Source organism: Rhodoblastus acidophilus (assembly GCF_900187365.1).
GTDB classification, from domain to species: domain Bacteria; phylum Pseudomonadota; class Alphaproteobacteria; order Rhizobiales; family Beijerinckiaceae; genus Rhodoblastus; species Rhodoblastus acidophilus.
On the sequence record NZ_FYDG01000005.1, the window covers coordinates 61,046 to 83,526 of the forward strand.

At 66.3% G+C, this 22,481-nt stretch carries 18 protein-coding genes and 1 tRNA gene; 10 read left to right on the forward strand and 9 right to left on the reverse strand.

From position 1 onward, the window contains the following. Positions 1-53: 53 nt before the first annotated feature. Positions 54-716 carry a L,D-transpeptidase gene (locus CFB24_RS11935; protein WP_244593155.1) on the forward strand — a complete coding sequence of 221 codons (663 nt, stop codon included), beginning with the start codon at positions 54-56 and terminating at the stop codon, positions 714-716. 69 nt (positions 717-785) lie between these two features. On the opposite strand, the gene rpmB is transcribed toward CFB24_RS11935, so the two are convergent. Next, complete coding sequence (gene rpmB / locus CFB24_RS11940; protein WP_088520849.1) at positions 786-1,079, reverse strand: 50S ribosomal protein L28; 294 nt, start codon at positions 1,077-1,079, stop codon at positions 786-788. Positions 1,080-1,409: 330 nt separating this feature from the next. Beyond that, positions 1,410-1,486: transfer RNA gene (locus tag CFB24_RS11945), tRNA-Pro, on the reverse strand. A gap of 209 nt (positions 1,487-1,695) precedes the next feature. On the opposite strand from CFB24_RS11945, the gene CFB24_RS11950 reads away from it, so the two are divergent. The 4 genes from CFB24_RS11950 (at position 1,696) to CFB24_RS11965 (ending at position 9,467) form a co-directional block, all read left to right on the forward strand. Continuing rightward, a complete protein-coding gene (locus CFB24_RS11950) occupies positions 1,696-2,502 on the forward strand; it encodes a DUF3108 domain-containing protein (protein ID WP_158255190.1) in 807 nt (268 codons plus the stop codon). Positions 2,503-3,081: 579 nt separating this feature from the next. Further along, positions 3,082-6,243: a helicase-related protein gene (locus CFB24_RS11955; protein WP_088520851.1), complete on the forward strand. Its 3,162-nt coding sequence runs from the start codon at positions 3,082-3,084 to the stop codon at positions 6,241-6,243. A gap of 163 nt (positions 6,244-6,406) precedes the next feature. Further along, positions 6,407-8,146 carry an ABC transporter permease gene (locus CFB24_RS11960; protein ID WP_088520852.1) on the forward strand — a complete coding sequence of 580 codons (1,740 nt, stop codon included), beginning with the start codon at positions 6,407-6,409 and terminating at the stop codon, positions 8,144-8,146. 10 nt (positions 8,147-8,156) lie between these two features. After that, positions 8,157-9,467, forward strand: coding sequence for an ABC transporter ATP-binding protein (locus CFB24_RS11965; protein WP_088520853.1), 1,311 nt, complete (start codon positions 8,157-8,159; stop codon positions 9,465-9,467). Here CFB24_RS11965 and CFB24_RS11970 read toward each other — a convergent pair. From CFB24_RS11970 to CFB24_RS11980, 3 genes are all read right to left on the reverse strand, one after another. Further along, positions 9,439-10,374: an alpha/beta fold hydrolase gene (locus tag CFB24_RS11970; protein ID WP_088520854.1), complete on the reverse strand. Its 936-nt coding sequence runs from the start codon at positions 10,372-10,374 to the stop codon at positions 9,439-9,441. The two genes, CFB24_RS11965 and CFB24_RS11970, sit on opposite strands and share 29 nt — an antisense overlap. A gap of 409 nt (positions 10,375-10,783) precedes the next feature. Next, the gene (locus CFB24_RS11975) at positions 10,784-11,416 is read right to left on the reverse strand and encodes a hypothetical protein (protein ID WP_088520855.1); all 633 of its coding nucleotides are present in this window, start codon (positions 11,414-11,416) and stop codon (positions 10,784-10,786) included. 49 nt (positions 11,417-11,465) lie between these two features. Further along, positions 11,466-13,079: an AMP-binding protein gene (locus CFB24_RS11980; RefSeq protein ID WP_088521008.1), complete on the reverse strand. Its 1,614-nt coding sequence runs from the start codon at positions 13,077-13,079 to the stop codon at positions 11,466-11,468. Positions 13,080-13,305: 226 nt separating this feature from the next. Here CFB24_RS11980 and CFB24_RS11985 point away from each other — a divergent pair, with 226 nt between their 5' ends. The 5 genes from CFB24_RS11985 to CFB24_RS12005 all read left to right on the forward strand — a co-directional run bounded on the left by CFB24_RS11985 (position 13,306) and on the right by CFB24_RS12005 (position 17,108). Continuing rightward, positions 13,306-14,034, forward strand: coding sequence for a P-loop NTPase family protein (locus tag CFB24_RS11985; RefSeq protein ID WP_088520856.1), 729 nt, complete (start codon positions 13,306-13,308; stop codon positions 14,032-14,034). 6 nt (positions 14,035-14,040) lie between these two features. After that, a complete protein-coding gene (locus CFB24_RS11990; protein ID WP_244593156.1) occupies positions 14,041-14,817 on the forward strand; it encodes a hypothetical protein in 777 nt (258 codons plus the stop codon). Between the two features lie 187 nt (positions 14,818-15,004). After that, positions 15,005-15,514 carry a tellurite resistance TerB family protein gene (locus CFB24_RS11995; RefSeq protein WP_088520857.1) on the forward strand — a complete coding sequence of 170 codons (510 nt, stop codon included), beginning with the start codon at positions 15,005-15,007 and terminating at the stop codon, positions 15,512-15,514. Next, complete coding sequence (locus tag CFB24_RS12000) at positions 15,511-16,353, forward strand: SDR family NAD(P)-dependent oxidoreductase (RefSeq protein ID WP_088520858.1); 843 nt, start codon at positions 15,511-15,513, stop codon at positions 16,351-16,353. Before CFB24_RS11995 ends, CFB24_RS12000 begins: the two co-directional genes overlap by 4 nt. Next, the gene (locus CFB24_RS12005) at positions 16,350-17,108 is read left to right on the forward strand and encodes a glutamine amidotransferase (protein WP_088520859.1); all 759 of its coding nucleotides are present in this window, start codon (positions 16,350-16,352) and stop codon (positions 17,106-17,108) included. Before CFB24_RS12000 ends, CFB24_RS12005 begins: the two co-directional genes overlap by 4 nt. A gap of 72 nt (positions 17,109-17,180) precedes the next feature. Here CFB24_RS12005 and CFB24_RS12010 read toward each other — a convergent pair whose 3' ends face one another. From CFB24_RS12010 to epmA, 4 genes are read right to left on the reverse strand one after another with little or no spacing between them, the layout of a single operon-like run. Then, the gene (locus tag CFB24_RS12010; protein ID WP_088521010.1) at positions 17,181-17,696 is read right to left on the reverse strand and encodes a CAP domain-containing protein; all 516 of its coding nucleotides are present in this window, start codon (positions 17,694-17,696) and stop codon (positions 17,181-17,183) included. Positions 17,697-17,720: 24 nt separating this feature from the next. After that, on the reverse strand, positions 17,721-20,243 hold the full coding sequence (locus CFB24_RS12015) for a DUF3772 domain-containing protein (protein WP_141098436.1): 2,523 nt from the start codon (positions 20,241-20,243) through the stop codon (positions 17,721-17,723). 19 nt (positions 20,244-20,262) lie between these two features. After that, positions 20,263-21,333, reverse strand: coding sequence for a lysine-2,3-aminomutase-like protein (locus CFB24_RS12020; protein WP_088520861.1), 1,071 nt, complete (start codon positions 21,331-21,333; stop codon positions 20,263-20,265). After that, positions 21,330-22,361: an EF-P lysine aminoacylase EpmA gene (gene epmA / locus CFB24_RS12025; protein ID WP_088520862.1), complete on the reverse strand. Its 1,032-nt coding sequence runs from the start codon at positions 22,359-22,361 to the stop codon at positions 21,330-21,332. The genes CFB24_RS12020 and epmA overlap by 4 nt, the downstream gene beginning before the upstream one ends. Between the last annotated feature and the right edge of the window lie 120 nt (positions 22,362-22,481).

The window sequence follows — 22,481 nt, forward strand, 5'->3', positions numbered from 1 at the left end:
CTGAATCATTATGGTTTATCATCGCGCATTGTGGATTTTCGGGACCTGCGACGATGCGAACGTCTCATATTCTTCCGCCGCTGCTCTGCGGCCTGGGTCTTCTGCTGTACAGCGTCCCCTCCCATGCGCAAAATCTCGGCGGCGGCCTGATCGAATTTCTGGTGACCGGCGGCGAGATGCGCGAAAGGCCCCAACCGCGCCTCGCGCCAAGGCGACCTGCGGTCGAGACGCCTTACGCGCAGCCAGCCGCGCTACGACCCGGCCGCGACATTCCCGACGCGTTTCGACGAACCGAGGTCGATTATTCGGGCGACGAAAAAATCGGCTCGATCGTGGTCGATACGCCCAATCATTATCTCTATCTGGTGACCGGCCCCGGTCGGGCGCTGCGCTACGGCATCGGCGTCGCTCGCCCCGGCTTCGCATGGGGCGGCCACAAGACGGTGAGTCGCAAGGCGGAATGGCCGGACTGGACACCCCCGGCGGAAATGATGCAGCGCCGGCCTGACCTGCCGGCGCATATGGAGGGCGGCCCCGGCAATCCGCTCGGCGCCCGCGCGCTCTATCTCGGCTCGTCGCTCTACCGCATCCACGGCACCAACGAGCCCTGGACCATCGGCCAGAACGTGTCGTCCGGCTGCATCCGCATGATGAACGAGGACGTGATCGACCTCTACGAACGCGTAAGGATCGGCGCGGACGTCACCGTGCTCTGACCGAAGCGGATGGCAGGCAAACAAAAACGGGCCCGACGGGCCCGTTTTGCATTCTCGACGCTGGAAAGCTTAGACCTGGACGGCTTCGAGCTTCTTGGCGATTTCGCGCTTCAGCTTGAGCGCGTTCATCGACAGTTCGGCGTCGTGGGCCTTGAGCAAGAAGGCGTCGAGGCCGCCGCGATGCTCGACCGAGCGCAGGGCGGCGGCGGCGATGCGCAGGCGCACCGAGCGCTGCAGGGAGTCGGAGATCAGCGAGACGTTGACCAGGTTCGGCAGGAACCGGGTGCGGGTCTTGCGATTCGAGTGGCTGACGAGATTGCCGGTCTGGACAGCCTTGCCGGTCAATTCGCAACGGCGGGACATGGGTGTTCCTTTCAATGTTACTCGCCGGCGCCGGACGCGTGCGACGTCCTGTCCCGGTTTGGTCTTTCGACCGAAATTCGTGAAAACCGCTTGCGCTTTTGTCAAAACAAAAGCGGCGCGGGAAACTTCCCACGCGCACGGTTCAGTGGTGCGCGTTCATAAGGGAGGGGCCGGGAAAGGTCAAGGGCGAAAGCGCGCTGCGCCGTTTTGAATGAGCAGGCCCGGATCGGCGCGAAGGCGGGACGCCGAGACCTGGTCGGCGCCGAGACACGGGACGAGGCGCTTCGGCGAAAATCGCCGAATGCCGCCGTCAACCATTCTTTTGAGAAATGGTCGGAGTGAGAGGATTCGAACCTCCGACCCCCTCGTCCCGAACGAGGTGCGCTACCAGGCTGCGCTACACTCCGACATTTGCGACAGCGAGTTGCCGTCGCGCCCTGGAGGCCCTCCCTATAGCGGTGAGTCGCGACGGGAGCAAGAGGGGAAAACCAAATTCCTCGGTCTGAGCTTCAAGAATTTTCAAAGGCCACGCCAACGTCATTATGTTAACTAACATTCCGCGCGAATCATGCCTCTCAAGGCTCTTCAGCCCCGCGCCCGCCAGGATCCGCTTCGCATGTCTCTTGTCCGCCAGCCTTTTCAGTCGCTCAGTCTCGGCCTTTCCCTGGGCCTGACGCTGTGGGCCGGCGTCGCCCGGGCCGAAAACGTGCATGCGCATTACCGGGTCTCGCTGATCGGGCTGCCGATCGGCGTCGCCGACGCCTCGAGCGTCCTGGATGACAAGCGTTACCGCGTCGATCTCAACGTCAAGCTGACCGGCGTCGCCAGCCTGGTCTCGAATCTGAAAATGGCGTTGGCCTCGACCGGCCAGTTCGAGGGCGGCGCGCCCGCGCCGATGACCTACGCCACCACCGCATCCAATTCGCGCGAGACCCGCACGCTGCGCATGGCGCTCGCCTCGGGAACGGTGCGCCAGGTACAGTACTCTCCCTTCTGGGAAGAGGACAAAACCCCCGATCACGTGCCGCTGACCGACGCGCATCGGCGCGACATTCTCGATCCCCTGTCCGCCTTTCTCCTGCCGGCGCCCGGCAATCCCGTCGGCCCCGGCGCCTGCCGGTCGCGCGTGCCCGTCTATGACGGCTACACGCGCTTCGATGTGACCCTCTCCTACGTCGGCGTGAAGGAGATCAAGGAAAAGGGCTATTCCGGCCCGGTCACCGTCTGCAAGGCGCGCTACATCCCCATCGCCGGCCACAAAACCACGGCCAAGGGCACGCAATTCATGGCGCAGAACGATCAGATGGACGTCTGGCTGGCGCCTATCGGCCGCGCCCATGTGGCGATCCCCTATCGCGTTTCGCTGATGACTCAGGTCGGCACGATCGTGGTCGAGGCGTCGGAATTGCGCGTCGGACCCTGATTCTTTTCGCCAAAAGATTGACAGCACAGGCATTTGGAGTCCGACCGCCCGCGGCGCGACTCGCGGCGCAAGCGCGCCGTCGATTCAACATCTAGTTATGATGAGACGCAGCGACGCCTAGATGTCGGGAGAACAAAACCCGACTCAGGGGCAGTCAGCGATTCGACCGTGATTCGTTCGCCCTAGGTTCAACTTGCGCGTTGAAGATCGTCCCAGATTGGGGCGCCCCAAAAAGAAAAGGGACCGCCCGGGCGGAGCGGTCCAAGTCAGGGAGGAAACGCCCATGAAAGTGGGCATCTGCGACGTGAAGTCACGTCAGCGTTATAGCCGCGCCCAAACCGTCGCGGTTTGATCCATCGCAAGCCAAGGCGCGGGAGGGGTGGCGCGAATTGTCGCAGATGCGCGCGGCGCGCACCATATTCGAAGCACGTTCAACGCCAGCGGGCGCCTCTTGCATTCCTTTCGGCTTGGGTTCATCCAAACAGCAATGGCATTTTGCTTTCCCTACTGGCGCCGCGCGGCCTTCTCGCCCCGACCGCCTCACCGCCCACCCGCTTCCGGTTCGTTTACGGAGGCGCGATGGTGAACCGCCTGTCCGAAAACGTCTCGGCGATCCTCGGCCCCACCAACACCGGCAAGACCCATTTCGCCATCGAGCGTATGTTGAGCCACAAGGCGGGCATGATCGGACTGCCGCTGCGCCTTCTGGCGCGCGAGGTCTATAATCGTGTGGTGGCGAAGGCGGGGCCGGAGGCGGTCGCCCTGATCACCGGCGAGGAGAAGATCAAGCCGCGCGGCGCGCGCTATTGGGTCTCGACCGTCGAGGCCATGCCGCGCGACCTGAGCCTGCCTTTTGTCGCCATCGACGAAATTCAGCTCGCCGCTTCGTTCGATCGGGGCCATGTCTTCACCGACCGCCTGCTGCATCGGCGCGGCAGCGAGGAGACCCTGCTGATCGGCGCGGGCACGATGCAGGAGGTGCTGGAGAAACTGCTGCCCGGCGTTCGCATCCAATCGCGGCCGCGCTTTTCGCAACTGCTGTTCGCCGGCGACCGGAAAATCGCGCGGCTGCCGCGCCGCAGCGCCATCGTCACGTTTCGCGCCGAGGATGTTTACGCCATCGCCGAATGGCTGCGGCGCATGAAGGGCGGCGCGGCCGTGGTGCTGGGCGCGCTCAGCCCGCGCACCCGCAACGCCCAGATCGAGCTCTACCAGAATGGCGAGGTCGATTATATCGTCGCCACCGACGCCATCGGCATGGGGCTGAACCTTGATGTCGATCACGTCGCCTTCGCCTCGGACCGGAAATTCGACGGCTATCAGTTCCGCCGACTCACCCCGGCCGAATTCGGCCAGATCGCCGGGCGCGCCGGGCGCCACACCCGCGACGGCTCGTTCGGGTCCACGGGGCGATGCCCGCCGCTCGACGAGGAACTGGCGGGCATGATCGAGGCCCATGCTTTCGACCCCGTCACATTGTTGCAATGGCGCAACGCTGCGCTGGATTTTTCGTCGCTCGAATCGCTTGTGGCCTCGCTCGACCAGACTCCCGACCATCCCGGCCTCACCCGAGCGCCGATGGCGGAGGACCAGATCGCGCTGGAGGCGGCGATGCGAGATGCGACAGTTCGTCGCCATGCCAAGACGCGCGCCGACATCGAAAGGCTTTGGGAAGTCTGCCAGATCCCTGATTATCGTAAGACCTCGCCGGCCGCGCACGCCGATTTGTGTCTCAGCGTTTTCGCCTATGTCGTACGCGCCGGGCGGATTCCCGACGACTGGATCGCCCGGCAAATTTCATCGGCCGACCGCGTGGATGGCGACATTGACGCGCTTTCAGCTAGAATAAGCATTGTCCGAACCTGCGCGTTCATCGCCAACCGAAATGACTGGTTAAACGATCCAGAGCATTGGCAGGGCGTCGCGCGTCAGGTAGAGGACAATCTGTCCGACGCTTTGCATGCGCGCCTGACCCAAAGATTTGTCGATCGGCGCGCCAGCGTCCTGATGCGCCGCCTGAGAGAGAACACAATGATGGAAGCCGAAATCACCGCGACGGGTCAGGTCATGGTCGAGGGCCATCATGTCGGCTCTCTCCTTGGATTCTGTTTCACGCCAGACCCCGCAGCCGGCGGCGAGCAGGCCAAGACGCTCACCGCCGCCGCGCAAAAGGCGCTGGCGGCCGAGATCGAGGCGCGCGCCCGCCGCGTCCACGAGGCCGTGGACGACGCGTTCGTGCTGGCCAATGACGGCCTGATCCGCTGGCTGGGCGAGCCGGTCGGCCGCATCGGCGGCGGCGACCACCTGCTCAAGCCGCGCGTCAAACTCATCGCCGACGAATTGTTGAGCGGAGCGCAGCTGGAGCAGGTCCAGGCCCGCCTCGACCTCTGGCTGGCGCAGCATGTGAAAAAATTGCTGGGGCCGCTGGAAGACCTCGAAATCGGCGACGGCCTCGAAGGGGTCGCGCGCGGCATCGCCTTCCAGATCGGCGAGGCCCTGGGCGTGCTGGAACGCTCCCGCGTCGCTGAGGAAATGAAGACGATCTCGCAGGAGGCCCGGGCCGCCCTGCGCAAGTTCGGCGTGCGCTTCGGCGCTTATCATCTTTACCTGCCGGCCCTGCTGAAGCCGGCCCCGCGCGCGCTGGCCGCGCAGCTCTGGGCGCTGCAGCACGGCGGTCTCGAAACCGTGAGGGGCATTGACGAGGTCGCCCATCTCGCCGCCTCCGGCCGCACCTCCTTCGCCGCCGACGCGCAGATCAATCGCGGTCTCTATCGCGCCGCCGGCTTCCGCGTCTGCGGCGAGCGCGCCGTGCGCGTCGATATTCTGGAGCGGCTCGCCGACCTGATTCGCCCGGCCATCGCCTATCGGCCCGGCGTCACGCCGGGCGACGCGCCCGCCGGCGCGGCCGACGGCGACGGTTTCGTCGTCACCGTGGCGATGACTTCGCTGGCCGGCTGTTCCGGCGAAGCTTTCTCCGGCATCCTGAAATCGCTCGGCTACGCCAGCGAACAGCGCCCGGGACCGGCCATCACCGTGCCGCTGCTGCCCAAGGCCAGCACCGAGCCGGTCAAGGTTTCCGCTCCGGAGACCGAGACGCAAGCCGTTACGGCCGAGGCCGGCGCGACCGAAACCGAAGCGACCGAGGACGCGCAGGGGGCCGAACCCGCCAGCGCGCCGGAGGTCGCCGCCGAAAGCGAAATTCCCGCCGAAACCGCCTCGACCGAAACCGAAGCGGCGCCCGAGGCTCCGGCCCCGGAAGCGGAAGGCGAGCCCGCCGCGACCACGGAAACCGCGGCGCCTGAAACCGCCGCCGAGAGCGAAACGCCCGCCGACGAAGCCGCGGCCGAGCCGGAAACGCCGGCCGAGCCGACGCTGACCGAGGTGTGGAGACCGCACCGTCCCCACCATCACGGCCGGCGCCCTGCTGGCGGCGAACAGCGTCGTCACGGCGGCCCGCGTCGCGGTCCCGGCGGCCCGCGCCCCGAATCAGCGGGCGGCGAAGCGCCGGCCGAAGGCGGCGCGCCGCGCCGCGACCGCCCCGAGGGCGGCAAGCCGCGCTTTGAAGGCAAGCGCCGATTCGAAGGCAAGTTCGACGGCAAGCGACGCGACGAATCCAAGCCCGGCGACCGTCCGCATCAGGCCGAAAAGCGCCCGCCGCGCGAGAAAAAGGCCGATCCGGATTCGCCCTTCGCCAAGCTCGCGGCGCTCAAGGCGGAACTCGAGGCCAAGGGCAACAAATAGCCCGCCCGGCCTCGGCCGGTCTCGACTCATCCGACGGGACAAACACCGGGGCGTCGTGGCGAAATGTCGCGGCGCCTTCACGATTCTGTAACGATCGTTCGTCATCCCACGACAAGGGGATCTCCCCACACCGATTCGCATCCGTTCAGACGGTGGTCCGAGCATGATTTCTCGCTTCGTCGCCTTTTCGTCGCTCGGACGGCGGGCCTTGCCCAATCAATGGGATTTCATTTCCTTGGCGCTGGTGATCGCCGTCTTCATCGGCGTCGCCAAGGGCTCGGCGGGCATGACCGCGCCGCTGACCGCGCCGGTGACCGCCGACCTGTCGCTCGACTATTCCAACCTGCCCTATTACGCCCTGCGCACGACGCTGCGGATGTCCGCGGCCATGGCGGCCTCGCTGGTCTTCACCTTTGTTTACGCGACCATCGCCGCCAAAAGCCGCCGCGCCGAAATGGTGCTGATTCCGCTGCTCGACGTGCTGCAGTCCGTGCCGATCCTCGGCTTTCTTTCCTTCACCGTCACGTTCTTCCTCGGCCTGTTCCCCGGCTCGACGCTCGGGGCCGAGCTGGCGGCGATCTTCGCCATTTTCACCAGCCAGGCCTGGAACATGGCGTTTTCCTTCTACCAGTCGCTGCGCACCGTGCCGCGCGACCTGGAGGAGGTGGCTGTCGGCTATCATTTCTCGCCATGGCAGAAATTCTGGCAGCTCGAAGCCCCCTTCGCCATGCCCTCGCTGATCTGGAACATGATGATGTCCATGTCCGGCGGCTGGTTTTTCGTGGTGGCGTCGGAAGCCATTTCGGTGGGCGACACCACGATCAAACTGCCGGGCATCGGCTCCTATCTGGCGCTGGCCATCGACGCCAAGCGCATCGACGCCGTGCTCGCCGCCGTGCTGGCGGTCATTCTGGTCATCCTCGCCTATGACCAGTTCCTGTTCCGCCCGATCGTCGCCTTCGCCGCGAAATTCCGGGTCGAATTGTCGGCGGGACAGGTGCAGGAGGAAAGCTGGGTGCGCCAGCTGTTCCTGCGCACACGCTTCCTGCGGGCGCTGGTGACCGTCCCCGCGCGCATGCTCGACCGGATCGCCCTGATGCGGCTGGAGCCGCCGCGCGGGCGCGCCACTCGCATGCGCTGGCCCGACCATTTGGTGTCGCGGCTGTTCGACGCCGTCTGGTTCGTCGTCATAGCGGCCCTGCTCGGCTACTCGCTGTATCAGGTCTATGGCTTTGTCTCGGAAAAGCTCGCGCTCGCCGACCTGCGCGAGACCGTGGTCTTGACGCTCTACACGATGATTCGGGTGTTCGTGCTGATCGTGCTCGCCAGTCTGTTCTGGGTTCCCGTGAGCATTTACATCGGCCTGCGCCCGCGTCTCGCCGAAAAAATCCAGCCGCTGGCGCAGTTTCTTGCGGCCTTCCCGGCCAATGTCGTGTTCCCCATCGCGGTCGTGCTGGTGGTGAAATTCTCGCTCAATCCGGACATCTGGCTGTCCGGCCTGATCGTGTTCGGCACGCAATGGTACATCGTGTTCAACGTCATCGGCGGCGCCATGGCGTTCCCGAACGACCTGCGCGAAGCCGTGGTCAATTACGGCATCAAGGGCAAATATTGGTGGAAGGACGTGATCCTGCCCGGCGTGTTTCCCTATTACGTCACCGGGGCGCTCACCGCCTCGGGCGGGTCGTGGAACGCGGCCATCGTCGCCGAATATGTCAAATGGGGCGACGACAAGGTCGCAGCCCATGGCATCGGCGCCTATATCGCCCAGGCGACGGAAGCCGGCGATTATTCAAAAATCGTGCTCGGCGTCGCCGTCATGTCGATTTTCGTTATCCTGTTCAACCGCCTGCTGTGGCGGCCTTTGTTCGCGCTTGGCGAACGCAAGCTGCGCATCAATTGAGGAGTTCGCCATGCTCGACCGTCCCGAAGGCGCCCTGCTCGAACTCAAGAACGTCAGCCAGACCTACACCAAAGGGTCGGGCGAGCGCGATTCGCTGGTGCTCGACAATGTCTCGCTGACGCTGAAATCGGGCGAGATCGTCGGCCTGCTGGGCCGGTCGGGCTGCGGCAAGTCCACGCTGCTGCGCATCGTCGCCGGGCTGGTGACGCCCTCCAAGGGCGACGTTTCCTATCTCGGCGCGCCGATCGCCGGCCCGGTCCAGGGCGTCGCCATGGTGTTCCAGAGCTTCGCTTTGTTCCCGTGGCTGTCGGTGCTCGACAATGTGGAGATCGGCCTGCGCACCAAGGGCGTTCCGGCCGAGGAGGCGCGCCGCCGGGCGCTGGCCGCCATCGACACGATCGGCCTCGACGGTTTCGAATCGGCCTTCCCGAAGGAGCTTTCCGGCGGCATGCGCCAGCGCGTCGGTTTTGCGCGCGGCTTGGTGGTGGAGCCCAATATTCTGCTGATGGACGAGCCGTTTTCCGCGCTCGACGTGCTGACCGCCGAGACGCTGCGCACCGACCTGCTCGACCTCTGGGTCGAGGGACGCATGCCCACCCGCAGCATCCTGATGGTCACCCACAATATCGAGGAAGCCGTGCTGATGTGCGACCGCATCGTGGTGCTGTCGTCCAATCCCGGCCGCATCGCCGCCGAAATCAAGGTGGACCTGCCGCATCCGCGCAACCGGCTCGACCCGGAATTCCGCCAATTGGTGGACAAGATCTACGCCCTGATGACCAAGCGCGCCGCCCCCGAGCGCGACGGCGTCTTCCCCGGCCTGGGCCTGGGCATGTCGCTGCCGCATGTCTCCACCAATTCGCTCGCCGGCATGATCGAGGAAGTCGCGGCCCCGCCGTATAATGGCAAGGCCGACCTGCCGGCGCTGGCCGACAGCCTGAACATGGAGATCGACGACCTGTTCCCGGTGGCCGAAACCCTGCAATTGCTGCGGTTCGCCGAAGTGGTCGAGGGCGACATCAAGCTCACGCTCGCCGGCCTGAAATTCTCCGACGCCGACGTGGACGCGCGCAAGAAAATGTTCAGCGACCACCTGCTCGCCTATGTGCCGCTGGCCGCGCGCATCCGCCGCGTGCTCGACGAACGCCCGTCGCACATCGCGCCGGCCACCCGCTTCCAGAGCGAGCTGGAGGACTATATGTCGGAGGAGCGAGCCGGCGACACGCTCAAGGGCGTGATCACCTGGGGCCGCTATGGCGAGCTGTTCGCCTTCGACGAGGGTTCGCAGATGTTCAGTCTGGAGAATCCGGGCGGCGAGTGACCGCCGCTTTTCCGGCCAGAAACGCCTGAACCGGCGCGAGCGAGCCCGCCGGGTCCTCCTCGAACGGCACATGGCCGAGATTGGGCAGGCGCACCAGCGTCGCGTTGGGCAGGTCGCGCAGATAATCGTCGGCGTTGCGAATCGGGATCATCGCGTCCTTCTCGCCCCACAGCAGCAGCGTCGGAATTTTGATTCGCGCCAGCGTCGGGGCCGGGTCGTGCAGCCGCACCTGCTCCATCCGCTCCAGAATCGCCTCGCGCACGCCGGGCGCCAGCATGAGATCGTGATAGCGCGTCAGCGTCGCCTCGCTCAGCGCATCGGGGCGCGCGTAAGCCGCAACCAAAGTCTCGCGCAGCAGCGGCTTGGGCGTGACATAGGGCAGCGCCCGCATCGCCAGCGGCGTTTCCGGCGCCTTTTCATAGGGAAACTCCGGGCTGGCGAAGCCGTCCGGCGAGATCAACACCATCCGCGTCACCCGCTCTGGATGTTGCGCGGAAAAATTCCAGGCGATGCGCCCGCCCAGCGAATTGCCGATCAGCGCGGCGCGGGAAACGCCGAGCTGGTCCATCAGATCGACCAGAATTTTGATTTCGCGCGCGTCGGAATAATCGCCGGTCGGATCGGGGCCGGTCAGGCCGAATCCCGGCAGGTCGAAGCGGATGACGCGATAGCGCGCCGACAGCGCCTGCGCCCAGGGCTCCCAGGTGTCGAGGCTCGACCCGAACCCATGCAGCAGGATGAGCGCGGGGGCGTTGCGCGGCCCGGTGTCGCGCAGCCGCAGCCGCACGCCGTCGACCGCGAGATATTGGCCGGGATAGGCCGCCTCCAGTTCGGCGCGCGGCTTGTCCGGCGAATACAGCAGCAGCGTGGCGGCGACGCCGGCGACGGCGAGAAGCGGCGCGATCATGATCCTGTCCCCGTGCTCGCCAAATCCCGCCCCCATTTCGCACGCCGTTCCCAGCCGCCCAGCAAGAGATGTTGACCCGCCGCGCTCCGGTCAAGCCCCGAAAACGGCGGCAGGCGCGCCACAGCCGGGTAAAAGTGAAAACGCCGCAGCCGCAATATCTTGTTCATCCTATGTTCCACGTGAAACGAGGCCGGCGCGACATCCGCCCGTAACCACCTGACATTCCACGCAAATCAAGCCGAGCGCCGCCCGCCCCCGCCGCGACGGGGCGCCGGATGTCGTGCGCAACCCCTGGGTTGTCCGTGCGAAAATCGACGGTTTTCAGCCGAAATTTGCGCGAATTTCACGGAAATCCCCGCGTTTTTCGCGGTTTTGGCCGCGTTCGACACAACCAAAAATAGAAATTTCGTCAGTCGCGCTCCGCTCGCCGCCCGATGAACCGGATGGAAATGGGATAGCCGGGCGCGCTCGCCGCCATGCTCTTGCTGAAGCGCAGCGGCGAACAGGTCTTGATCGCCGCCCGCAGCGACTCGCGCACCGCCTCGGGGTCGGCGCCCGGCGCCTTCACATAGGTGATGCGCGGGGAACCGACGATTCCGCCGTGGCGGTTGAACGAAAACCGCATGGTGATCTCCACGGTTTCGCCGGGCGGCGGCGGCGGCGGCGACCAGCAGGCCGCCAACTGGTCCGCCGCCTGCCGGGGACGGTCGATCGCCGCCTTGGACGGCGCGGCGTCGCGGTCGCGATCTTCGTGCAGCAGCTTGGTCGCGGTCATCGTCATGCCGCCCGGCAGAATCCCGCTGCCTCCGCCGCCGCGACCGCCCAAAGACGGCGAAATGACGGGCGGCGGCGTCGGCCTGGACGGGGCCGGCGCACGGGGAATCTCGATCCTCGGCGGCGGCGGGGGCGGCGGGATTTGCGGCTGATAGCCCGGATAGGGCTGCGGATAAAACGGCCGCGGCGGCTCCGCCGCCTGCGAAAAACCCGTGGCAAGCGCCACGCCGCTCGACAGGCCGAAGCCGATCACCCCCACGATTCGCATCTGTCCGTCCAAACCAGAACTTTATTCCAGAACGCGCCAGCGGCGCTTTTTACGCCCGTTCGCGCAAAAGGCGCCGGATGATCTTGCCGCTGGTGGTCAGCGGCAGCTCCGGCGTGAATTCGATCTCGCGCGGATATTCGTGGGCGGACAGCCGGGTCTTGGCGTGCAGCTGAATCTCCCGCGCCAGTTCCGGCGAGGGCGAAAATCCCGGTTTGAGCACGATGAACGCCTTGACGATCTCGCCGCGCAGCGCGTCGGGCTTGCCCACCGCCGCCGCATTGGCCACGGCGGGATGGCGCAGCAAGCCGTCCTCGATCTCGTTGGGGCCGATGCGATAGCCGGCGGAGGAAATCACGTCGTCGTCGCGGCCGAGGAAGAAGACATAGCCGTCGCGGTCGCGCCGGGCGCGGTCGCCGGTCAGCATCCAGTCGCCCAGAAATTTTTCCGCCGTCGCCTCGGGCCGCTTCCAATAGTGCAGGAACATCACGGGGTTCGGGCTGCGGATGGCGATTTCGCCGGTTTCGTCGTCGTCGCAGATCGAACCGTCGGGCCGAATCACCGCCACATCGTGGCCGGGAACCGGCTTGCCGATGGCGCCGGCGCGGTTGACGCCCCACAGCGCGGAGGAGGCCAGCACCAGGTTCACTTCGGTCTGGCCGTAGGATTCGTTGATGGTCAGGCCCAATTGCTCGCGGCCCCAGTGAAACGTCTCCGCGCCCAGCGATTCGCCGCCGGTGTTGACCGTGCGCAGCGGGAACCCATATTTCGCGCGGGGGTTCGGCACGGAGCGCAACATGCGCAAGGCCGTGGGCGGAATGTAGGAATTGCGGATTTCGTGCTTGGCCATCAGCGCGAAGGCGGCCTCGGGGTCGAATTTGCGGAAATGCCGCGCCACCACCGCCACGCCGAAATGCAGCGAGGGCAGCAGCACGTTGAGCAGGCCGCCGGCCCAGGCCCAATCCGCCGGCGTCCACATGAGGTCGCCGGGCTGGGGAAAATTGTCATGCGGCATTTGCACGCCCGGCAGATGGCCGAGCAGAATGCGATGGGCGTGCAGCGCCCCCTTGGCCAGCCCGGTGGTGCCGGAGGTGTAGATCATCAAGGCGGGATCGTCCGCCAGCGTCTCCACCGGGGCGAAATCCTCGGACTCGCCGGCGAGGGCGGCGAAAAAATCGTCCGCGCCGGGGGCTGCGCCGTCGAGGCACAGGACGGCCTGAAGATCGGGCAGCTTGCCCCGGATCGAGTCGACCTTGGCCAGACCGGGCGCGTCGCAGATCAGCGCCCGCGCCTGGGAATCGCTCAGGCGATAGGCGAGCGCGTCGGGTCCGAACAGGCTGGCGAGCGGCAGCGCCACCGCGCCGAGCTTGTAGATGGCGATATGGGCGGCCGCGACATGGCGCGATTGCGGCAGCAGCAACGCCACGACGTCGCCCCGGCCGATTCCGCGCCGGCGCAGCGCCCCGGCGATGCGGTTGGATTGCGCGCGCAGCGCGCCATAGCTGAAGGGACGCGCGCGGTCGTCGCAATCGATTTCGATGATCGCGGGGCGGTCGGGCTCGACGGCGGCCCAGCGGTCGCAGACATCGACGCCCATATTGTAGAGGCTCGGAATCGCCCAGGCGAAACTTTGAGTGTTCGCCAGATAGGCGTCATAGCTGTTCATGATTGCGCCCCGCGCCAACGATGATACTGTTGCACGTAAACCATATTTTTAAACTTTGTCTTCACCTTTTCACAATTCCTCTCTGTCGATGCTATAAAGCGGCATGGCGCGCAATTCTGACAAGCGGCGCACCCTCCCCACAGGGGCCGCCGCACAACGCAAAAGTCCTCCCAAAACCAAACCGGTTGCGCCGGAGGAACCGCTTACGCCTGGAGCCGGACACAACATGAAGCCAGCCGTCATTCTGGTGGGCGCCGACAAGGGCGGCGTCGGCAAGACGACCGTATCGCGCGCCTTGCTCGATTATCTCGCCGCCAACAACATTCTCACCCGCGCCTTCGACACGGAGTTTCCGCGCGGCACGCTGAAGCGCTTCCACGGGCCGATCGCCGAAGTGGTGGACATCACCCAGACGTCCGACCAGATGCGCATCCTGGACACGCTGAATTCGGCGCAGATCAAGGTCAGCGTCATCGACACGCGCGCCGGCGCCCTCAGCGCCACGCTGCGGGCCTTGCGCGACGTGGGCTTTCTCGAAGCGGTCAAGTCCAACGACTTCACCTTCACCCTGCTGCATGTGCTGGGGCCGTCGATCGCCTCGCTGGACGAAATCGCGGAGACCGCGCCCTTCATCGAAGGCGCCAATTATTTCCTGGTGAAAAACCACATCAACGCCACCACTTTCTTTGAATGGGACCCGGTCACCAATCGCAGATATTTCGAGCGGGTGAACCCGGCGGGCGAGATCGTCATCCCCAAGCTCGACGAAATGGCCTACGAGCAGGTGGAAATCGCCGGCGTGCCCTTCTCGACCTTCGTCGCCAACAAGACGGCGGAAGGCGATCCGGCCAATTCCTCCTTCGTGCTGCGCGGCTATGTGCGGACGTGGCAGAACAAGATCGCCGAAGAATTGCGGCGGGTGCGGCTGCTCGACATTCTCGCGCAAAGGACCTGAGGTGACATGCTGCCCGGGCGCGACGGACGCGGGCCCGGCGACCCGCCCGACGACGCCGAAGAGGCGCGGCCGCCTCCGCGAAGCTATGTGTTCATTTGCTGCGCCCCGCACGGGCGCGTCGGCGTCAGCACGACGGCGCGGCTTCTGTCGGACTATTTCCTGGCCTCGCGGCGGGGCTTCGTCGGATTCGACGCCGATCCGCACGAACCCGATTACGCCCAGCGTTTTTCCGGGCGGGCGCGCAATGTCGACCTGAATTCGACCCAGGGGCAGATCGACGTGATCGACCGCCTGCTGGTGCCGGACGGCGAAGCCAAGATCATCGACCTCTGGAGCCGCTCCTACGACCGGTTTTTCACGCTGATCCAGGACATTGGCTTCGTCGAGGAGGCGCGCAGCCAGAATGTGGAGCCGGTGATCCTGTTCCACGCCGATCCCTCGCAAGCCTCGCCTTCGGCCGCCTATCAGCTCGCCCAGGCGCTGCCGACGGTCGAAACCCTGCTGACCTATAATGAAGGCGCGGCGCCGTTCGGCCCGCAGCTGCAGGACAAGCTCGCGCTCTATCCGCCGCACCGGCGGCTGAAGATCGGCGCGCTCGACGCCCTGGTCGGCCGCGCGCTGCAGCCGCTCGACCTGTCGCTGTCTTATTTCCTGCTCGATCCGCCCTCGGAGATGTCGCTGGTGGTGCGCGCCGGACTCAAAGCCTGGCTCACGCCGATCTTCGCCCAGTTCCGCGCCTTCGAAATGCGGCGCGCGCTGGAAGACGCCAGCTGGCTGATCTAACCCGCGTCACCTGAAAACCACGGCCGGCGGAGGGATTCATGCGCCAGCTCAGGGACAAATTTGCTTTTTTGCGGGAAAACCCCTCCGAAATCGCTGATTGCCCTCAAGGCCGGCGGCATGGTTAATGCTTTGGTCATCATGTGACGGCCAGAATTGATGCGGATCGGTCCCAAGGAGCGGCGAGACATTGTTCGAGCTGATCAGGCAATTTGTCGAGGAGCTGACGAGCGGGACGGCGGTGGAACGCGCGTTCGACGACAAGGACCTGCGGGTCGCGTCGGCCGCGCTTCTGGTCCATGTCGCTGAAATCGACGGCGTTTTTTCGGACTCCGAACGCCGCGCGCTGCTGCTGCTGCTGCAACAGCGGTTCGATGTCAGCGACGACGAGGCGCAGAAACTGCTCGACGCCGGCCGCCGCAGCGACCGCGAGGCGGTGGATCTTTATAGCTTCACCTCGGCCCTGAAGGACGCCATGAGCCTGCCGGAACGGCGCCGGCTGGTCGAAATGATGTGGACCGTCGCCTATGCCGACGGCGATCTGGCCGAATTCGAGGAAAACGTCATCTGGCGCGTGTCGGAACTGCTCGCCGTGCCCTCGCGCGACCGCATCGCCCTGCGGCAGAAGGTGCGCGGCGATTGCGGCCTCGACCCGCGGGCGCCCGCGCCATGGGACGATCTCAGAGAGAGCAAGCCATGACCGACCCGACCCCAAGCGACCCCACCACAAGCGTCTTGCGAAAAGTCATGCTGATCACCGGCGCCTCCGGCGGCATCGGCGCGGAACTGGCCCGCGTCGCCGCGCTGAAGGGACACAATCTCGCGCTGGTCGCCCGCAACCGGACCGCGCTCGACGCGCTCGCCGACGAAATCGCCCGCTATCCCGGCCGGACCGCGCCGCGCCCGCTGGTTTTCGCCTGCGATCTCGCCGCGCCCGAGGCGCCGGCGGCGCTGGAGCGTTTGCTGGCCGAAGCCGGCGCGGAGCCGGAGATTCTCGTCAACAACGCCGGCTATGGCCTGCTCGGCGAAGCGGCCGAAAGCGACCTCGCCGTCCAGCTCGGCGTCATCGACCTCAACATCCGCGCGCTGACGGAATTGAGCCTGCGTTTCGCCAAACCGCTGATCGCCAACCGGGGCCGGATGCTCAACGTCGCCTCGGTCGCCGCCTTCATGCCTGGCCCGGGCATGGCCATCTATTACGCCAGCAAAGCCTATGTGCTGTCGTTCAGCGAAGCGCTGGCGCTGGAGCTGGCGCCGTACGGCGTCAGCGTCACCGCTTTGTGCCCCGGCCCGGTGCCCACGGGCTTTGGCGAGCGCGCGGGGTTCGGCGACAAGATGGGTTTCGTCAAGCTGGCCTATGTCCCGGCGCCCGCTGTCGCCCAGGCCGGCTATGACGCGATGATGGCCGGCAAGCGCGTGGAGATTCCCGGCCTTCTCACCAAGATCATGGTCTGGGCCGCCGCGCTCACGCCGAAAAGCTTTTTGCTGAAGAATGTCGCGGCGCTGCAATTGCGCCGCAAGAAGGAGGGCGCGGAATGACCTGCGCCAGGGATCCGTTGTCCGTTCAGCGTTACAAACCGGTTCTCATCGTTCTGCATGGCGAACATTCGACCTCCGGGCGCATCGGGCGGCTGCTGCGCGAACTCGGCGCGCCGCTCGACATCCGCCGCCCCCGCTTCGGCGACCCGCTGCCGCGACATCTGGGCGATCATTCCGGCGCGGTGTTCTTCGGCGGCCCGATGAGCGCCAATGACGAGGAAGACTGGCTCAAGCGCGAGATCGACTGGCTGGCGGCGCCGCTGAAGGAAAACAAGCCGTTCCTCGGCATCTGCCTCGGCGCGCAACTGCTGGCGCGCCAGCTCGGCCAGAAGGTGGACGCCCATCCCGAGGGCAAGGTCGAAGTCGGCTATTACCCGATCCATCCGACCGAACACGGCCATTGCCTGTGCGACTCGCCCTTTCCCACCCGGGTCTATCAATGGCACCGCGAGGGGTTCGACTGCCCCAAGGGCGCGGTTCTGCTGGCGGAGGGCGAGGATTTCCAGGCGCAGGCGATCAAGGTCGGCGACAAGGCGTTCGGGCTGCAATTTCATCCCGACGTCACCTATGAAATGATCTGCCGCTGGACCATCACCTCGCTCGACCGCATCGATCATCCGGGCGTGCAGAGCCGCCAGCGCCATATCGACGGCTGGTTCCAGCACGACCGCTCCATCGCGCGCTGGACCGTCGAGTTTTTGAAACGCTGGCTCGGCGCGCCCGAATTCGACGGCCGCATCGCCCCGGCCGAATAATATTTAATTCAGGCCCAGACAGGGGCGCCCGCCGGCCGCTCACGGCTCGGCGAAAGCGCGCCCCGCGCTGATTTAATTCGCCATCACCAGCGTCCAGAACACGTGATATTTCGAGCGCGGATTATAAACCGCCGCGATGCCCATGCGCGTCATGCCGCGCGCCAGCATGTTGGCGTTATGCGGCGGGGAATCGCGCCAGCCCGAAAACGCTTCCGCCACCGTGTGATAGCCGGCGGAGACGTTTTCCACCGCCCTGGATTTGGCGTAGCCGGCGTGGTTGAGCCGGTCGGTCAGCGTGCCCCGCACCTCATGGCTGAGCTTGTCGGCGGCGGCCATGGCCTCGGCCTGCCGCCGCGCCTCCTCCATCAGGCCGGAATCGACGGCGACCGTCTCCAGCCCGTGATTGCGGCGATAGAGCGAGATCATCTCCGCCGCGCCCTGCGCGTCGATTTTGGCGCCGGGCGAAGCCATGGAGGCGTAAAATCCTGGCGACGTCGGCGGCGTCGGCGCGGGATTTTCGGGAAAGGTTTCGGCGGCGCAGCCGGCGAGCGCCAGCAACGCGACGAGGGCGGGGAGGTTTCGGGTCATGACCATGGCTTTGCGACGAAGGCGTTAATTTTTTGTGTCTTTGACTATGTCTTGGACGGCGGCGCGCGAAAAAGCCGGCGGCGCCAGCGCCCGCAAATAAGGCTCGAGCGCGGCCACGTCGAGCGGAACCGACGAGGCCGGCGGCGTCATCTTGAGCCCGGCCTCGGCGAAGGCGCGGAAAATGGCGAAATGCAGGTCGCTCCGCACCCGCGCGGCGCGGTCGACGTCCTCGACGAAGCAGTAAAGCTCGAATTCCAGCATGGGGCCGAAGCGGACGAACAAAGCGAAGGGCGCGGGAAAACCCACCACCTCGTCATGCGCGCGCGCGGTGTCCACCAGCAGCTGGCGCACTTTTTCCGGATCGGCGTCCCAATTGGCCTGAACCGGGATGACGACGCGGCCGACGCGGTCGAGCCGCACGAAATTCTTCACCACGCCGGTGATCATATTGCCGTTGGGCACGATGGTGGTGGCGCGGTCGGCGGTCTGGATCTCGGTGGCGCGGATGTTGATGCGCCGCACCGTGCCGGTTTCGCCGCCGACCACCACGAGATCGCCGACGCGGATGGCGCGCTCCCACATGATGATCAGGCCGGAGACGAAATTGGCGACCACGCCCTGCAGGCCGAGACCGATACCGACGGAGAGGGCGCCGGCGACCAGCGCCAGCTTCTCCAGGCTGAAGCCGACATAGGACAAAGCCAGCCCCAGCGACAGGCCGACGCCGAGATAGCCGACGCTGGCGGAAATGGCGTCGCGCAGGCCCTGGTCGAGCTGGGTCAGCGGCAGATAGCGGTTTTCCAGCCAGTTGCGCACGGCGCCGGTGAGGCCGTAGCCCACGGCGAAGAACACCAGCGCCAGCACCACGCTCCACAGCGAGATCGACATGTCCCCGAGCTTGACGCCGAAGAACAAGGATTGCGCCGCGCCGATCATGTCATGCGACTGGATGCCCCAGGGCGCCAGCACCAGCATCACCGCCGCCGCCGCCAGCGCCACCGTGATCAGGCCCGACAGCAGCACGCCGATCTGTTGCAGGCTCTCGCGGCCCACGCCGATGGTGGCCGTCAGGCTGCGGCTCATGCGCGAGGTCGGGCGGAACGCCTGCTCCAGCGCGCCGTCGCTGAGCTTGAGCAGCAGGAACAGCAGGGCGCCGACGAAGGCCATCCAGGCCATCTGATTGACCAGAAAGGCGGAGAGCGCGACATAGCCGGAGACGGCGGCGCCGAGAATGGCGAAAGTGGCGAGCCAGGTCAGCAGCCGGATCGGCGCCCAGAACGGGGATTCGTCGACGATGTTGGCCGGGCGCGCCCCGTCCTCGCCCTTGGCGTCGGGCGACATGATGATGCCGTAGAGCCCGCGCGCCAGGATCAGCCCGACCAGCAGGGCGAACAGGCCGCGCGCGGCCACCGACACCTGCAGCGAGGCGCCGACCGTCTCCGCCAGCACTTCGATGATGCGCCCGACGCAGGCCACGCCCATCAGGGTGAGGATCAGCCGGGAGAGGCGGCGCGCGACGCGGTCGGACAAATCGATCGGACGCCAGAAGCCGCGATAGGGCGCGAGCACCGCCGTGATCATGCCCGCCGTCACGGCGAGCCGCGCGGCCAGCCCGACCATTGTGAAGCCGAGATTCTGCAATTGCGGATCGGACACCCCGAGCCAGTTGACCAGCGCGAACAGGGCGCCGAGCGCGCCGAGCGGCGGGACCATCACGGCCAGCCCGCTCCACAGCGCGGCGACGCTCAGGCGCAGCGCGTTCAATTCGCGCTGCGGCTTGGCCTTGGGCAGCAGGCGCAAAATCGCCACCACGGCCCAGGCGGCGCTGAACACGATCAGCGCCAGCAGGCCCGCGGCCATCGCCGCCTTCGAGCCGGTCACGTTATATTGCAGCTGGCGGAGCAATTCGGCGAAAACCGCCCGGGTCGAGGCGAAGTCGCGCGGGGCCTCCTGCGCCACGTCGACCCACAGCGCCGGCGCGACAATGCTCTGGCTGGCCTGGAACACCGAACTGGTGAACAGGGCGCGGCGGCGCTCGCCGATCTGGGCGGCGAGCTGTTCGGCCTGCACCTGCAGCAGCTTGGCGCGCTTGGCCAGATCGTCGAAACTCGCCTGCTGCTTGAGCTGCTCCTTACGGTCCTGCGCGATCTTGGGATCTTCGGGCGCCTGATCGGCGGCGTCCTTGTCCGGCGGCGGGCCAAGCTGCTCCAGCCTGAGCTTGGTGGCGGCCTGCTTGGGCGCGACCTCGGCGGCGACGCCGAGCACCTGATTGAGGATCGGGTCGATCTCGCCGCGCCATTTCAGCAGATCGGGATCGGCGACGTTTTCGGCGGCGAGCGCGGCGGTGATCTTGTCCAGCCCCGCCTTGGCCGCGTCCAGCCGCTCCGAAGGGGGCGCGTTGGCGGCCGGCGCTTCGGCCGGAGCGTCATCCGCCTGCGCCTGCGCCTGGGCCGGCGGCGCGGACCGGGCCGTCGACCGGGGTTCGGCGGCCAGCGCGGGCGCGGCGAGCGAAAACAGCAACAATAGGGCGGCAAGCCATCGGGTCACGGCGAAAATCCTTTTGGCGTCAGGTCTGCGGGCTTCCGCTTTGCCCAACCGAATCGACGTAATCATGACGGATTCCCCGCCAATCTTCGACCGACCAACCCTGAGCCTCGCGATGAAAATAAGCCGGCCCCGCCGGCGACTTGCCATGGCCGCCGGGAATATCGACCACATAAGCCGGCTGACAGAGGCCTGATACACGGCCGAGCAGGCCGCGCACAAGCGCCTGGCCCTCGGCGAGCGGCAGCCGGAAATGCGACGTGCCCGGCGCGAGATCGCCATGGTGCAGGTAATAGGGCTTGATCCGCGTTTCGACAAAGGCGCGCATCAGCGCCGCCAGCGTCTCCACATCGTCGTTGACCCCGCGCAGCAGCACGCTCTGGCTCACCAGCGCCACGCCCGCCTCGCTCAGCCGGGCGCAGGCGGCGCGCGCCTCCGGCGTCAATTCGCGGGGATGATTGGCGTGGATGGCGACATAGACGGTCTTGCCGCTGTCGGTCAGCGCGGCGATCAGCTCCGGCGTGACCCGTTCCGGCGTCAGCACGGGCACGCGCGAATGCGCCCGCAGGATTTTGACATGGGGCAATGCGGCGAGACGGCGCGACACATCCGCCAGACGGCGCGGCGAAACCGCCAGCGGATCGCCGCCGGTGAGAATGACCTCCCACACCTCGTCATGCCCGGCGAGATAGGCGAGCGCGGCGTCGAGCGCGGCGGCGTCGAGCACGCCCTCGGTCCCCGCCCCGACGCTGGCGCGGCGAAAGCAGAACCGGCAATAGACCGGGCAGACGCTGGCGAGCTTGATCAGCACGCGGTCGGGATAACGGTGAATCAGCCCCCTGACAGGCTCATGCGAATGGTCGCCGATCGGATCGGCGTTTTCCTCCGGCAAGTCGCGCAATTCTTCCGGGCGCGGCAGGAATTGGCGGCCGATCGGGTCGTCGGGACGGCCGATCAGGCGCGCGGCGGCCGGCGGCACGGCGACGCTGTAGCGCGCCGCGACCTCGGCCAGCGCCGGCGCATCCGCGCGGTCGATCAGACCGGCCTCGACCAGTTCCTCGACCGTCGTCATCGTCCGCTGCGACACATTCATACCCTCGCCACCGGCGCCCAGATCACCTGGTCGATGGTTTCGGCCCGCGTCGCCAGCATCACCAGACGGTCGAGCCCGAGCGCGGCGCCGCTCGACGGCGGCATGAACGCCAGCGCCTGCAAAAAGTCCTCATCGAGCGGATAGGCCTCGCCATAGATGCGGCGGCGTTCGGCCATGTCGGCGGCGAAGCGGCGGCGCTGCTCGGCGGGGTCGATCAATTCGCCAAACGCGTTGGCCAGCTCGACGCCGCAGCCGTAAAGCTCGAACCGCTCGGCGAAGCGCGGATCGCACGGCTTGCGCCGCGCCAGCGCCGCCTCGCTGGCGGGATAGTCGATCAGCGCGGCGACGCGGCCCTCGCCGAGGTTCGGCTCGATCTTGTCCGACAGGATCTTGCTGAACAGATCGGACCAGTGATCGTCGGGCGCGACGCGCAGGCCAAGCCGCAACGCCTCCGCCGCCAGGGCGTCGCGATCGTCGAGCACGGACACGAGGTCGATCCCGGCGAAACGCGCGAAAGCCTCGGTCACCGACACCACCTCCGGCTCGGCGAACGGATCGAGGCTCTTGCCGCCAAAACCGAACGTTTTTACGCCCACAGCCTCGGCGGCGGTTTGCAGGATCGCGGCGCAATCGTCGATCAGCGTCCTATAGCTGGCGCCGGCGCGATACCATTCCAGCATGGTGAATTCGGGATGGTGCAGTTTGGTCCGCTCGCCGTTGCGGAACACATGGGCGAGCGCGAAAATCCGCCGCTCCCCCGCCGCCAGCAGTTTCTTGCAGTCGAATTCCGGCGAGGAATGCAGATAAAGCTGTTGCGAGACGCCGCCGGGGGCGGAAAACTGCGTGGCGAACCCGGCGATATGGGTTTCGTTGCCTGGGGAAACCTGCAAAGCGGACGGCTCGATCTCGACAAAATCGCGCGCGGCGAAAAAGCCGCGCAGGGCCGCGACGATGCGCGCCCGCTGCAACAGGCGCGTCCGCCGCCCCGCGTGAAAATCCTCGCCCCAGAAGGGGTTTTGCCGGCGCATTGCGAAAACCTCGGGGTTTGCGACAAACGATTGCTTTGCGACGCGGGTTGTTTATAGGTGACGCCGCTCTTTTCAAAAGGTCCATAGACCCGACGGCCGGTTGCATCAACCGCACGCAAA